This is a genomic window from Ruegeria sp. ANG10, assembly GCF_040705255.1.
Taxonomy (GTDB): domain Bacteria; phylum Pseudomonadota; class Alphaproteobacteria; order Rhodobacterales; family Rhodobacteraceae; genus Ruegeria.
This window is the reverse complement of the sequence record NZ_JBFCVU010000002.1, coordinates 349,348-363,668: the sequence shown is the minus strand read 5'-3', so window position 1 is coordinate 363,668 and position 14,321 is coordinate 349,348. Positions and strand designations below refer to the sequence as shown.

Annotated in this window: 12 protein-coding genes; 6 read left to right on the top strand and 6 right to left on the bottom strand. The window is 57.6% G+C overall.

What is annotated here, in order from left to right; all coding sequences use genetic code 11:
- Positions 1–39: 39 nt before the first annotated feature.
- From AB1A64_RS05845 to AB1A64_RS05835, 3 genes are all read right to left on the bottom strand, one after another.
- The gene (locus AB1A64_RS05845) at positions 40–993 is read right to left on the bottom strand and encodes an FkbM family methyltransferase (protein WP_366550558.1); all 954 of its coding nucleotides are present in this window, start codon (positions 991–993) and stop codon (positions 40–42) included.
- A gap of 125 nt (positions 994–1,118) precedes the next feature.
- A complete protein-coding gene (locus tag AB1A64_RS05840; RefSeq protein ID WP_366550557.1) occupies positions 1,119–1,877 on the bottom strand; it encodes a DsbA family protein in 759 nt (252 codons plus the stop codon).
- Positions 1,874–3,256 carry a M48 family metalloprotease gene (locus AB1A64_RS05835; RefSeq protein WP_366550556.1) on the bottom strand — a complete coding sequence of 461 codons (1,383 nt, stop codon included), beginning with the start codon at positions 3,254–3,256 and terminating at the stop codon, positions 1,874–1,876. The genes AB1A64_RS05840 and AB1A64_RS05835 overlap by 4 nt, the downstream gene beginning before the upstream one ends.
- On the opposite strand from AB1A64_RS05835, the gene AB1A64_RS05830 reads away from it, so the two are divergent.
- From AB1A64_RS05830 to AB1A64_RS05820, 3 genes are all read left to right on the top strand, one after another.
- Positions 3,255–4,418 (top strand): aminotransferase class I/II-fold pyridoxal phosphate-dependent enzyme, encoded by a 1,164-nt coding sequence (locus AB1A64_RS05830; RefSeq protein WP_366550555.1) that lies wholly within the window; start codon positions 3,255–3,257, stop codon positions 4,416–4,418. The genes AB1A64_RS05835 and AB1A64_RS05830 overlap by 2 nt on opposite strands.
- Before the next feature lie 66 nt (positions 4,419–4,484).
- Entirely contained in the window at positions 4,485–5,705 is a 1,221-nt protein-coding gene (locus AB1A64_RS05825; protein ID WP_366550554.1) for an N-acetylmuramoyl-L-alanine amidase, read from the top strand.
- 95 nt (positions 5,706–5,800) lie between these two features.
- A complete protein-coding gene (locus tag AB1A64_RS05820; protein ID WP_366550553.1) occupies positions 5,801–8,287 on the top strand; it encodes a PBP1A family penicillin-binding protein in 2,487 nt (828 codons plus the stop codon).
- Here AB1A64_RS05820 and AB1A64_RS05815 read toward each other — a convergent pair.
- Complete coding sequence (locus AB1A64_RS05815) at positions 8,281–9,114, bottom strand: aminoglycoside phosphotransferase family protein (protein ID WP_366550552.1); 834 nt, start codon at positions 9,112–9,114, stop codon at positions 8,281–8,283. The two genes, AB1A64_RS05820 and AB1A64_RS05815, sit on opposite strands and share 7 nt — an antisense overlap.
- A 77-nt stretch (positions 9,115–9,191) precedes the next feature.
- On the opposite strand from AB1A64_RS05815, the gene prfB reads away from it, so the two are divergent.
- From prfB to AB1A64_RS05800, 3 genes are all read left to right on the top strand, one after another.
- Positions 9,192–10,316, top strand: coding sequence for a peptide chain release factor 2 (gene prfB, locus AB1A64_RS05810; RefSeq protein WP_366550551.1), 1,125 nt, complete (start codon positions 9,192–9,194; stop codon positions 10,314–10,316).
- 174 nt (positions 10,317–10,490) lie between these two features.
- Positions 10,491–11,891: an amidase gene (locus AB1A64_RS05805; RefSeq protein ID WP_366550550.1), complete on the top strand. Its 1,401-nt coding sequence runs from the start codon at positions 10,491–10,493 to the stop codon at positions 11,889–11,891.
- A gap of 25 nt (positions 11,892–11,916) precedes the next feature.
- On the top strand, positions 11,917–12,699 hold the full coding sequence (locus tag AB1A64_RS05800) for a DUF2189 domain-containing protein (RefSeq protein ID WP_366550549.1): 783 nt from the start codon (positions 11,917–11,919) through the stop codon (positions 12,697–12,699).
- A gap of 2 nt (positions 12,700–12,701) precedes the next feature.
- On the opposite strand, the gene AB1A64_RS05795 is transcribed toward AB1A64_RS05800, so the two are convergent.
- Positions 12,702–13,454, bottom strand: coding sequence for a helix-turn-helix transcriptional regulator (locus AB1A64_RS05795; protein ID WP_366550548.1), 753 nt, complete (start codon positions 13,452–13,454; stop codon positions 12,702–12,704).
- Between the two features lie 293 nt (positions 13,455–13,747).
- Positions 13,748–14,308 carry an acetolactate synthase small subunit gene (ilvN, locus tag AB1A64_RS05790; protein WP_170349013.1) on the bottom strand — a complete coding sequence of 187 codons (561 nt, stop codon included), beginning with the start codon at positions 14,306–14,308 and terminating at the stop codon, positions 13,748–13,750.
- Positions 14,309–14,321: the final 13 nt, after the last annotated feature.

The window sequence follows — 14,321 nt, the reverse complement described above, 5'->3', positions numbered from 1 at the left end:
ACCATCCCTGACCCAGTTTCCCCCGCATAGCGGATGACCTTACTTGGCGGATGAGTGCTTGGCGTGCAGATCAAACCATCCAACAACAACAGCAAACAGGTTGTCAGGGGAAAGGCCCGCGGCAATATTCAGCCCTTCTTGAACCTTTACAGCATCTTCATAAGATATCCATTTTCCAGGTATGTCTTCACCAAACACACCCGATGCACTGGTTATAAACTTGTGATCGGGAACCGGTCCGTGCGGTGATGAAGGTGAAATCGTTTGGTGCTCTACATATTTCTGGTTGGAAAACTTGAACCTGTCATACCCGTTCTTGTGCAAAGTCTCGAGCATATCCAGGCTTCCGTTTTCAACCGACACATATTTCGGCAGATTAGGCAGGTTCATAATTTGCGAAAGTGCAACGCTGTCAAGGCCTTCTATGTCGATCTTAACGTAAAGGATTTGCTTGGAAACCGGCCCCAATTCCTCGGAAAGATCAACTGCCGGAACAACGATTTTTTCGGCCCCATCCTTCCGGCTTCCGATCCTCTCATTTACCGAGCTCCAGGCCGAATTGAACTTGTTCACGTAGAAAGTGACCTCATCCGCCGTGCCGTCGGTTACAGCACAATTTCTGATATCGACGCCATCCACGCCTAGGTCTTCGAAATGCTTGGTTACGGCAGCACACAAATCTGGGATGGCCTCGACGGCGATGACGTTGAACCCTCTTTTACGGTAATAGACCGTGTCTTTACCGTCATTCATGCCGATGTCGACGATAATGCTTTTACGGGCTTCGGGATACAAAGGTTTAGCCGAAGTACCGCTTTCCACTGGCAGTGGCTTGGCAAGCGGCTTTTTCTTGCCACGCAGAACACGACCTGCTTCGCGTACGCTTCGCGCCGCGCGGGACAGTCCAGATTTCTTGTTATTGCTCATGCGTGCCTCTGACTTTGGATAAATTACTTTAGCGTGTTCAATGCCCGAGACCAAAATCTCGTTCAACACAAAAATTTGGATTTCAAACCTTGATAGGTTTGCGTGGCAATAGGTTGCTGAACAAGTCCGACCTATTGCCCGGATACTTGCGTCAGAAGCGAGAGTGGGGGGCGGGTGAACCGCCCCTTTACTCAGCCTTGTTCAGCGCGCACGCCTTTGGCGATTTGAAGCATTTGATCCGCGGGCAGGAAACCGCGCAGCATTTCAGTGCCCAAAACAAACGACGGCGTTCCCGAAATCTGCATCCGTTGTGCAAGGGCGCGGGTGCGGGTGATCTCATCGGTCACCTGATCGCTGTCCATCGCCGCGACGATTGCGTCGCTGTCCAGACCCAAACCATCGGAAATGCGGCGCAGAGAAACCTCGGTGGGTTCGCCGCCAAATTCCAGCAGGGCGTCGTGAACTTGCTTGTATGCGTCGTCGCCGGCCACATGTTTGGTCGCCACCGCAAAACGCGAGGACAAGACCGAAGCTTCGCCCAGAATCGGGAATTCCTTGATCACCAAACGGATATTGCCGTCTTCTGCCAGCAGGTCAGCGACTTCGGGCACTGCGCGTCGGCAATAGCCGCAACGATAGTCCATGAACTCGACCAGAGTAATGTCACCTTCTGGATTGCCACCCACCCAGCTATAGCCGTCATTGAACAGCTCATCGGCATTGGCGGCCACTAGTTCTTGGTCAGCGGCGGCCTCGGCAACCGCGTTGCGTTGTTCAAGGATGTTAATCGCCTCGATGATCACCTCGGGGTTCTCCAGCAGGTATTCGCGCACCTGGGCTCCGAATTCTTCCTTTTCCGAGGCGCTGAGCGCGTTCAAATCCAACGCTTGCGCAGGGCCAGTGATCAAGGAAAGCCCCAGTAGGGCGGGTGCTGCATGTCTGAGGATCATTTCCGTTTCCTTTTTGCTTTCTTAGCGCGTTCCGAGGCAATCAGCACATCCTGCGCCCTTTGCCAACCCGGTGAGCCTTCGGGCAACTGCCCAAGTGCCCGTTTTGCGTGAATGCCCGCGTCGGCCAGCCGACCGTGCAAGGCATATCGTTCCGCGGTCACGACCGAAGCCATGCCATTATTGCCGACCTTCGCATATGCGACCCCTAGATCCTGCATTAGTCGGGCGTTTCGGTAGTCTCTTTGACGTGCCTTTACAAGCATTTGCAAGGCGTTCTTTGTCTGACCTTGCGCCAGTAATGCACGCCCGTACCCAGCCAGGATCAATGCGTCATTCGGGGCCATTTCAACAGCTTTGCCATAGGCTTTCACGGCGTCCTGCATTTGCCGGTTTTCCAGTAAAATCTGGCCCTTAAGCTCATAATAGAACGGATCATTTGGGCGAATGGCCAGGGCGCCATCTATGGCGGCGCGGGCGTTGGCCAGATCATGGTTCTGATGATAGGCCGATGCCTCACGCATCAGGCGGACGTCTTGCGCGTTTTCCTCTTTTGCGCGTCGCATGGTCCAAGTCGGGGATCGGAGGAAAGCCGAAAGCTTACCCTTGACCCGCGCGAACCAGTAGTCGGCATTTGGGTCTGATTTGGACCAGTCGCCAGATTGCGCTAGAAACCTCTCGGCCACGCGCAGGCGTTCGCGGCTGGTGGGATGCGACCGCATGTAGGGGTCTTGATTGACGGCATTAAGCAACTCTTGCCCTGCGAATTTTCGATGCAGTTCAACCATCCCGATGGGCGAGATACCGGCCCATCTGAGATAGCTGGCCGCGCTTTGGTCGGCCGAGGATTCTTCGGCGCGGGTATGCCCCAGAAAACTGCGCAGGGCAGCACTTTGGGTTCCTGCGGCAATGCCTACTGCGGCCTCACCACCACCGGCGGCAGCGGCAATTAGGGCCAGCGCAGTCCCCAACCCCGCCTTACGCTGTGCTGCGCGTAGATTTTGCGTCCGGCGGGCCAAATGGCCATTGGCGATGTGCGCGGCTTCGTGTGCGATCACGGCTTGCAGCATTTCGGGGCTTTCGACTGTCAGGATCAGCCCGTAATTCAGGTAAATCGCGCTGTAATCGATGACAAAGGCGTTGAACGTGCGATCATTGACGACAAATATCTTGACCCGATTGGTGTTCAGCCCGGCCGCACGTAGGATCGGAAAGGCCAGTTCGCGCAGCCCATGTTCGATATCGGGGTCTCGGATCAGGCCCTGAGCGTTTGCCGGAACAAGGCTTGCCATCCATGTCACTGCGACCAGCAACAGGGTCGGGATTGACGCCACCCTGGATAAGCGTTCAAAAGCCATGGCTGAAACATGGGAGATTGGCATGAGAAACTCAACCCGGTCCGGGGTCGATCCCTTTATCGTGATGGACGTGATGGAGGCCGCGCGCCGCGCCGAAGAGGCCGGGCGCCACATTATCCATATGGAGGTCGGCCAGCCCGGCACCGGTGCACCCAAGGGGGCTGTTAAGGCTCTGGCGAAGGCCATGGAGCAAGCCCCGTTGGGTTATACGGTCGCGTTGGGATTGCCTGAGCTGCGGCAACGGATCGCACGTCTGTATGGCGATTGGTATAATGTTGATCTGAACCCCGAACGCGTTGTGATTACTCCGGGATCTTCTGGCGGATTTCTACTGGCCTTCACTGCGCTGTTCGACAGCGGCGACCGCGTCGGTATCGGCGCGCCGGGCTATCCGTCTTACCGGCAGATTCTGAAAGCACTGGGTTTGGTGCCGGTTGATCTTCCGACCGCGCCGGAAAACCGCCTGCAACCCGTGCCCACAGATTTCGCAGGGCTTGATCTGCAGGGGCTGATGGTCGCGTCACCTGCCAATCCGACCGGTACCATGCTGAACCATGCGTCAATGGGCGCACTGATCGAGGCGACGCACAGGCAGGGAGCCTCGTTCATCAGTGATGAGATTTACCATGGTCTGGAATATGAGGCCAAAGCCGTCACGGCGCTGGAGTTGACGGATGATTGTTATGTGATCAACTCATTCTCGAAATATTTCTCGATGACCGGTTGGCGTGTTGGCTGGATGGTCGTGCCCGAGGATCAGGTGCGCGTCGTCGAGCGCATCGCCCAGAACATGTTCATCTGTGCCCCCCATGCCAGCCAGTTAGCCGCACTAGCCGCGATGGATTGCGAGGCGGAATTGCAAGCCAATCTAGACGTTTACCGCCGCAATCGCACGTTGATGTTGGACGGTTTGCCCAAGGCCGGGTTCACCAATATCGCGCCACCTGACGGGGCGTTCTACGTTTACGCCGATGTCTCCGACCTGACCGAAGACAGTCGCGCCTTCGCGGCCGAGATTCTGGACAAGGCCGGGGTGGCCGTGACGCCGGGGTTGGATTTTGACCCAGTACGCGGGCATCACACGCTGCGGTTTTCCTATGCGCGATCAACGGCGGATATCGAAGAAGGTCTGATGCGGCTTCAACGGTTCATGGCTGAACGCGGCGCGATCACATCTCCGGCGTAAGCCGTTCACAAATTAGCTTCGGTCCGCTAGTCTGACCGCCAAACGATCTCGGGAAAACTTGAGGCCATGAGCAGGATTTTCTACGCCATTGCGCTGATCTGGGCGCTCAGCAGTGCTGCGCTCGCGCATGATTTCAGCGCGCTTGCGCGGGTTTTGCCCGACGATAGCCGCATAACTCAAGATGGTCGCGCCGGAGTTCGCGTTGAACTTGGCCTCAGTCAGGGCGTTCCTTACCGCGTCTTCACACTGCGTGATCCGTACCGCGTCGTGCTGGACTTTCAGGAGGTCGATTGGACTGGGCTGGACGCCGACACTTTCCTTCAAACCGATCGGATCAGTGACGTGCAATTCGGCGCCTATGTGCCCGGCTGGTCGCGTATGGTGTTGGAACTTGGTGCGCCGCTGGCCGTTGATACCTCTGACCTGAGGGTGGATCAGGTCAATGGAACAGCGCGACTGTCGCTTGGCCTGAGCGGCACCGATTTCGACAGCTTCGCCGCCAGCGCCGGGGCGCCGCGCCAGCCGGGATGGGACCTGCCGGAACCGTCGGTGACGCCTGCCAAACCCGGTCCAAACGGAACACGCCCTTTGCTGGTTATGCTGGACCCAGGCCACGGCGGCATTGATCCGGGGGCCGAGGTCGCGGGAACAAACGAGAAGACCCTGATGCTGACCTTCGCGCGCGAGTTGCGGGAAACACTGCTGCGAGCCGGGGGATATCATGTGGTAATGACCCGCGTGGACGACCATTTTGTTAGCCTGGAACGACGCATAGCTCTGGCGCATCGGGCGGGCGCGGATGTGTTCATCTCGCTGCACGCCGATATCCTGTCCGAGGGTCGTGCGCATGGTGCAGCTGTCTATACACTGTCCGACGATGCCTCGGATGTGGCCAGCCACAAATTGGCTGAACGTCACGATAGGGGCGATCTGATCTCGGGTGTGGACCTGAGTGGTGCCGACGACCAGGTGGCCGACATCCTGCTGGATATCGCGCGGCAAGAGACCAAACCACGCACTGATGCGTTGGCGCGGGCCGTGGCCGACGGGATGACGCAGCAGGGCGGGCCGATGAATAACCGCCCAATTCGCACGGCATCCTTTTCTGTACTAAAGGCGGCGGATATCCCGTCGATTTTGGTCGAGCTTGGGTTTCTGTCCAGCCCCAGAGATCTGAAAAACGTCACGAATCCAGAATGGCGCAAAGGGATGGCGCGCGGAATCCTGAACGGGTTGGAACAATGGCGGCAGGACGATCTGGTCAAACGCGCCCTGATTGGGCAGTGACCCTGCGGCGCAAACCGGCTAATATTGGCCATCGTGTTTTGACCCTGCGCCAGGGCACCACTATATAGGCGGCAGCGCGAGTAAAAGGCAGTAACGTGATCCGTTTCATTCTTTCGTTTTTCGGGGCGATCTTCAGCCTCGTCACCTTGGGTATTTTTATGGCTGCGTTGGTGATCGGCGCGGTGTTCTGGATGTATGGGCGCGACCTGCCCAGCCATGAATCGCTGGCACAGTATAAGCCGCCGACGATCAGCCGGATCTATTCAGGTGAAGGGCAACTGATCGACGAATTCGCGCAGGAACGCCGCCTGTTTACTCCGTCCGAGGAAATCCCCGACCTGGTTAAGCAGGCATTCATCTCGGCCGAGGACAAAAACTTTTACACCCACCAGGGTTATGACCCGCGCGGTATTGTCGCAGCCGGTGTTGAGGCGGTGAAATCTAAAGGTGAAAATGTTCGTGGTGCGTCCACGATCACGCAGCAGGTGATGAAGAACTTCCTGCTGTCCGGCGACCGCCGGGCCGAGCGCAAGATCAAGGAAATCATCCTCGCCACCCGGCTTGAGGATACGCTGGACAAGGAACAGATCCTCGAACTTTATATGAACGAGATCTTTTTGGGCCAGAACTCGTATGGTGTGACGGCTGCGGCGCAGACCTATTTCAACAAGACGTTGCAGGAACTGGCCCCGCATGAGGCGGCCACACTGGCCGCAATGCCCAAAGCGCCGTCCGATTACCATCCGGTTCGCCAGAAAGAACGCCTGCTGGCGCGCCGTGATTACGTGCTGCGCGAAATGCACCAGAATGGCTATATCGATAAGGTGACCTATGAGTCCGAGGTCGATGCACCCCTGCGCTCAGTCCAGAATGGCGATTTTGAAAGTTTCCGTACTGCGCTGCCACCGCGTGACTATTTCACCGACGAAATCCGCCGCCAGCTGAGCGAGGATTTTGGCGAGGGTGAGTTCTTTACTGGCGGCTTTACCGTTCGCGCCTCGGTGGACGAAGAGATGCAGGTTGAAGCGGCCAAGGCCCTGCGTACCGCGCTGCAGAAATACGACCGCTCGCGCGGTAAATGGCGCGGCACGAAAGAAGTGATCGCCGATGAGAAACTGACCGACGAAGCCCAGTGGCGCGAAGCGCTGGCGATCTTGGAAATCCCACGCGACGTGGTGCTGCCGACGCAGTGGTATCCGGCGGTGGTTTTAAATGTGGCCGATCAATCCCTGACGGTCGGTATCGAGAACGGCCCAGCCGACGGCGTTGTGCCGCGTTCCGATATCAAATGGATGCAGGGCGATTTCGCCGCCAATTTCAAACGCGGTGACGTCATCCTGGTCATGGCCGGCGAAGAAGGTCAGTGGTCGGCGCGTCAAATTCCCGAAGTACAGGGCGGATTTGTCGCGATGGACGTGAATTCAGGCCGCGTTCTGGCGATGCAGGGCGGGTTCTCGTATCAGGATACGGTGTTCAACCGCGCTACGCAGGCGCAGCGTCAGCCGGGGTCCAGCTTTAAGCCTTTTGTTTACGCGGCGGCACTGGACAGTGGTTATAGCCCAGCAACAATCGTGGTGGACGCCCCGATCGAGGTGAATACGCCGCAGGGTTTGTGGCGGCCCAAGAACTCGACAAACAAGTTCTATGGTCCGACGCCGCTGCGCACCGGGATCGAGCAGTCGCGGAACCTGATGACGATCCGTCTGGCGCAAGAGGTCACGATGCCCGTTGTGGCGGGCTACGCTGAGCGTTTCGGCGTTTACGATCGGATGGGTGCATTCCTTGCCAACTCGCTGGGGTCCGAGGAAACCACGCTATACAAGATGGTCGCTGCCTATGCGATGTTCGCCAATGGTGGCGAGCGGGTCGAGCCTACCCTGGTCGACCGAATTCAGGACCGGTTCGGCAAGACGATTTACCGACATGACGACCGCCAGTGTGTGGACTGCAACTCTAGCTGGCTTGAGCCGGACGAATCGCCCACGATCGTGACCGATCGGTGGCAGGTTATGGATGCGATCACCGCATATCAGTTGACGTCGATGATGAAGGGCGTGGTGGATCGGGGAACTGCGTCGAGCGTCGTTAATCTGCCGGTGCCCACAGCGGGTAAAACCGGTACGACCAACGAATCCAAAGATGCGTGGTTTATCGGCTTTACGTCCAATATCGTGGCCGGCTGCTATATCGGGTATGACCGCCCGCGCCCGATGGGGCGGGGGGCCTATGGCGGTACAATGTGTGGCCCGGTTTTCCAAAGCTTTATGGAAAAAGCTGTCGAGAAATATGGCGGCGGTCCGTTTGAGGTGCCCGAGGGTGGCCACTTTATCAAAATCGACCGTTTCAGCGGCGCGCGTCTGCCTGCGGATGCGACCGGGGATTATGTCGTGGCCGAATATTTCCGCGATGGCGTCGACGGCTTTATTGACCGCGTGTATGACGGCGGCTTTGCGGTCGGCTCGGACCTGCCGCTTTTCGAAGAGGTCAACACTGGCCGTCAGGTGACCACATCAACCGGGAATACCGTCACGGTTGGCCCCAATGCCAGCCAGGGTGATCTATCGACTGGTGGGCTTTATTGATCTGCCATTGTCAAGAATTGGCCGAGTAAATCAGCTTCACTATCGTTTGTGATCGTGCCTTTCGATCGCCAGAATATCGACAATGCGCATTTAGTGGCGGCCCATTGCGCTAGGCGTTTGGGCTGCACGTACATAGCTTGCGAATACAGCGCAATACACCGAACCATCTGTTCCGGTTGGCGCACAAGCTCGGGCATACCCTTTGGATGGCGTAAGGCATTGGCCAGCTCAAAGGCTGGATCACCTACGTATCCTTTTGGGTCGATGACCTTTAACCCATGCAGGGTTTGAATGACGTTATCATGGTGCAGATCACCATGCAGAGGGATAAGAATGTCCTGACTGTCGAGAAGTGTGCGAGCTAGGCCTATCGCGTCCGTCATGCTGTTTTTTAGGTGTTTCGGACAGTTTGGTGAGAAGGAGCACTGGAATAGCGGTGCAAAGACCGCGTTTAATACACTTAACCCGGTTGGATCGACCGGCGGTTTCGCATGCAAACGACGTGCAGCTCTGGCCAACGCGCTACACGCCCTGTCCACATCTCCGCGCCGCGCGACATCGCCCAGGGATGGACCTTCGAGCCAATCCATCAGAACGGCATTTCCCGCTTCGGCAATAATCTCGACACCACCACGATCTTTCCAACGCTCCAAAAGTTGTGCGGCTGGTGCTTCGTTTCCACGATCTGGTCTGCGGTACAGTTTCAAGATCGCCAGTGCCCCGTCGGGTGTCATGACTTTCCATAGCATAGCCAAGCCGGTGTTTGTGACCGGTTCAAGGATCGTCAGCCCCCAGCTCGGGGGGAACTCGAGCGGTACATTGTTCATTCACACCTCACGCGGCTTGTGGTGCCCCGAACCTCTTGCTATCACGCAGGCCTGATTGAGCAAGTTGGGACAAGACCATGCGCGCCGAAACCCAGAATACCGTGGCGGAAATTGAAAAGTCGCTGGAGCTGCTGGCGCAGCGTATGGACTATGAAACCGCGCCCCACCGCCTTGAGGAATTCAATGCGCGCGTCGAGGACCCCAACCTTTGGGACAACCCCGAAAACGCGCAGAAATTGATGCGCGAACGTCAGTTGCTGGTCGACGCCATCGAAACCTATGAAACCATCAAAACCGATCTGAGCGACAATATCGAATTGATCGAGCTGGGAGAGATGGAGGAGGACGAAGAGGTTGTCACTGACGCCGAAAACGCCATCAAAAGCCTGAAGGCCAAAGCCGCCAAGAAAGAGCTAGAGGCGCTGCTGGATGGCGAGGCTGACGGCAATGATACGTTCCTTGAAATCAACTCGGGCGCGGGTGGTACGGAAAGCTGTGACTGGGCCTCGATGCTGGCGCGGATGTATGTGCGTTGGGCCGAGAAAAAGGGCTATACCGTCGAGCTGCAATCGGAGACCTCGGGTGAAGAGGCGGGGATCAAATCTGCCGCCTACAAGATTTCCGGTCATAACGCCTATGGCTGGTTGAAATCGGAAAGCGGCGTACACCGGCTGGTGCGGATTTCACCTTATGACTCGGCGGCTAAGCGGCATACGTCGTTCAGCTCGGTCTGGGTTTATCCGGTGGTTGACGACAATATTGAGATCGAGGTGAACCCCTCGGACATCCGTATCGACACATACCGGTCCTCGGGCGCGGGCGGTCAGCACGTCAACACCACGGACTCGGCAGTTCGGATCACGCACATCCCAACCGGCATTGTCGTGACCAGTTCCGAGAAGTCGCAGCACCAAAACCGCGATATCGCGATGAAGGCGCTGAAGTCGCGCCTGTATCAGCAGGAACTAGATCGCCGCAACGCTGACATTAACGCCGCGCATGAGGCCAAGGGCGACGCGGGATGGGGTAACCAAATCCGATCCTATGTTCTGCAGCCTTATCAGATGGTGAAGGATCTGCGCACCAACCATGAGACATCAGACACCAAAGGTGTGCTGGACGGTGATCTGGACGGGTTCATGGCAGCCACACTGGCGTTGAACGTGGCGGGTAAAAGCCGGTCCGAGGCGCAGGGCGACTAAGGCGGGCAGGGGGCTCTGCTCCCTTCTCCGCAAGCGGAGCCTCCTCCGAGATATTTTTAGCCAGATGAAGCGGATCCCAGTTTTCTGTGGGAACGGAAAAGATTCATTTAAACAGCGGGTTTAAATGGAGGGATGCCCCGGCTAGGTTGACCTTGCAAAAGGGACGAACCTGGGATGAATCTGAGCCAAGCAACTGCAAGTGACCTCTTGAACGCGCTGACGGACCGGCAGGTGTCGGCGCAAGAGGTGATGCAGCAAACGCTGGAGCGGATAGGCAAGGTCAACGAGGCCGCGAACGCCATTGTGGCTTTGCGCGAGCGGGATGATTTAATGGCCGAGGCCCGCGCTTTAGATGCTGGGCCAATCCGTGGCCCCCTGCATGGGTTGCCGATTGCGGTCAAAGATCTGGTGAACGTGGCGGGGATCGTAACGTCGCAGGGATCTCCGATTTTTCAGGATCACGTTGCGCAAAGGGATGATCTGATTGCCGCGCGGATGCGGGCTGCCGGGGCGATCCTGATCGGCAAGACCAATGTTCCCGAATTCGGGCTGGGGTCCCATACTTTCAATCCGGTCCATGGCGCGACGACGAACCCATATAATCCGGCCCGGACCTGCGGCGGGTCATCCGGCGGCGCGGCGGTGGCATTGGCCACCGGCATGGTGGCGCTTGCGGATGGGTCAGATGCGATGGGCAGCCTGCGCAACCCGGCGGCTTGGAACAATGTTTACGGGTTCCGGCCAAGTTGGGGACGGGTGCCGTCTGAACCGGTAGGTGATGGCTTTCTGCATCAGCTGTCCACGCTTGGCCCGATGGCGCGCAGCCCCGAGGATCTGGGCCTGCTGCTGGATGTTATTTCGGGGCCGGATGCGCGGCAGCCGTTTGGTGAGACCACGCCCAAAGTGTCGCCGGTGCAGGCGGCAGACATGCGCGGCTTGCGGATCGGGTGGCTGGATGACTGGGGAGGGGCCTATCCATTTGAGGATGGCATACGTGCGCAATGTGAAAGTGCTTTGAATGTGTTCACTCAACTGGGGGTCAAGGTCATCCCCGTTGCGCCGCTGTTTGAGGCTGAGCGCCTTTGGAACAGCTGGACAACCCTGCGATCCTGGAGCGTGGCCGCAAGCCTTGTGCCGCTTGCAAATGAACGTGACGTGTTGAAAGACACGGCGCAGTGGGAGTTGGACCGAGGCCAGTCCCTGACAGCGATGCAAGTGCATGAAGCCAGCGTCATCCGGTCCGAGTGGTTTCGATGCGTGGCAGAGTTGATGCGCGACTATGATGCCTTGGTGTTGCCGTCTGCGCAGGTTTGGCCCTTTGAGATTGAGACGCCATACCCAACGGAAATTGCCGGTCGACGGATGGATACCTATCATCGGTGGATGGAGGTCATGGTGCCAGTCAGCCTGATCGGTTTGCCCTGTTTGTCAGCACCGGCGGGTTTCGGAGACAATGAACTGCCGATGGGAATCCAGGTGTTTGGCCCACGCGGATCCGACGCCCGCATCCTGTCGATTGGCGCAGCCTATCACGCCGCCACCATGTGGCCGCAAAAACGACCGGCCCAACCATAGGGTCGGCAAGGGAGGAGGACAGAACATGGACAAGCCATTTGGTGTTCCCGAAATGGGGCCGGTGAATTTGGGGATGTTGCGCGAAGCCCTGCGCCGGGCCTGGGCCGACTTTCGCCGGGCGCCGGTTTTTGGGCTTCTGTTTGCGGGGTTTTACGTGCTGGCCGGTTGGTTCATGGCTTGGATCACGTTGCAGACGGGCACGTCGTACTGGTTGGTTCTGGCTGCTATCGGGTTTCCTTTGCTGGGGCCCTTTGCGGCGGTGGGGATGTATGAAGTCTCGCACCGGCTGGAGCAGGGTGAGTCCTTGGAATTCAAGTCTATTTTCGGAGTGGTGGTTCAGCAGGGGCGCCGTCAGTTGCCCTCGATATGCGCGATCATCGTGGTGATGTTTTTATTCTGGTTCTTTCTAGGCCACATGATCTTTGCCCTGTTCATGGGGTTGTCGACGATGACAAACGTGTCGACCTCGTTAGATGTGTATTTAACCGCCAACGGGTTGACGATGTTGGCTGTGGGAAGCGTCGTGGGGGCTGTGTTCGCGACGGTGCTTTATATGATCACTGTCCTTTCAATCCCGATGCTATTGGACCGAGAGCTGGATTTCGTGACCGCAATGATCGCCAGTTTCAGCTATGTCCGTGATCATTTCAGTGTCATGTTTCTGTGGGGAATCTTCATCGCCATCCTGACTTTCCTGGCCATGATCCCGTGGTTTTTGGGCTTGTTTATCGTGTTGCCGCTGTTGGGGCATGCTAGCTGGCATTTGTATCGGCTGATCACTCAAGCGTCGGGCGAAAACGCTGCGTGACGTCAGCTTGCCGCTTGCTGCAACGAGCGTTCTGCGCGGCGGGCCGTTCGCGCGGCTGCCAGAACGGCCGAGGGGTCTTCGCCCAGATGACGCAATAGAATGCGTCGGGTGGTTGTCTCGCTGGCGGTCGTTCTGGATAAGCAGATTGCCACGCCGCGCCAACGGTCCGAATGGTCCTCGGTCCCGCGTGTCACCAGATAAATACGGCTGTTTTGCGAGGCTCGGCTGGACATCAGGATATAAATCTGGCGGCCCGCACAGGCGGCGATGCCTTGGACTTCACGTTCAGTCGGGGCGGCGCTTGGCATGCCTGGGCGGGGCTCATAACCACGCACTAGCGTACATTGCGGCAACCGGCGCGCGTGAATCAACCTGTGCCGCGAGGGCTTAGGATCATCCAGCTCGGTCTCGGTTGCATAATAGAACCCCGCCGGGAATAGGTTCTCGGTCAGTGTTGTAGGACCCGAGCCCAGAAAATCCGTAAGGGCGGATGCCGCTGGATGCGTCGGAGAGCGGTCGATCTCGTCCAGCGGGCGCAGCAGAATACGGGCGTCCACTTCGAAAAACCGGCAAATCCGGTCCAGTACGTCAGGTCTTGGAAAACTCTCGCCACCAAGGTATCGGTTGAATTGCGTCCGGTTGACGCCCAATTGTCGGCAAAGTTCTGATACTGATGTATATTGCTGCGCAAGTTGCCTGAGATTGGCGCCGAACATCCTGCGCAATTCGTCCGGATTACGGATGTCTTTGGTCATAGGTGTCCCAGGTTCTCGCGACTTGTTTTATAGTACGCAACATGTTCGACCTAACGGTCGACACAACGCACATATCGTACAGATGACACGAACGGGCGCATCCCAACGCCACGTCACACCGAGAGGCTAACGTCCAATCTTACAAACGCAATAGGCTTTATCTTGTTTTGTGTGATCTTTTCGGGCTGTTTTGCACAAAAAACCGGCACTCGGCCAGATTTAGCCTAAAGGCAAACAAATCAAACCGAAGTTTCCCCACCCTTATCGAACGGCCCGACCGGGTGGGGCAAAGTTCATTCGCCGCGCAACAGGGCCGCGACACCGGTGCGGGCCACTTCGACCAGACCCAGCGGGCGCATCAGATCGGCAAAGGCGTCGATCTTGTCCGGTGCGCCGGTGATTTCAAAGATGAACGAGTTCAGCGTGCTGTCGACCACATTGGCGCGGAAGATGTCGGCCAGACGCAACGCCTCGACCCGTTTGTCGCCTGCGCCAACCACTTTGATGATCGCAAGCTCACGCTCGACCGCGTCGCCTTCGACGGTCAAATCATGCACGTCGTGAACGGTGACGATACGACCCAGCTGCGCCTTGATCTGCTCGATCACCTGCGGCGTACCGGTGGTGACGATGGTGATACGGCTCAGATGTCCGGTGTGGTCGACCTCGGCCACGGTCAGGCTTTCGATGTTGTAACCACGGCCCGAGAACAACCCGATCACACGGGCCAAGACACCGGGTTCGTTTTCGACCAGAACCGCAATCGTGTGGCGCTCCTGCACGTCCGAAAAGGTCGGGCGTAGGTTATAGGCCGAATGGCGGGTAGAGCCTTTTTTGATATGTAGGGCAGACATTTACGTCCCTTTC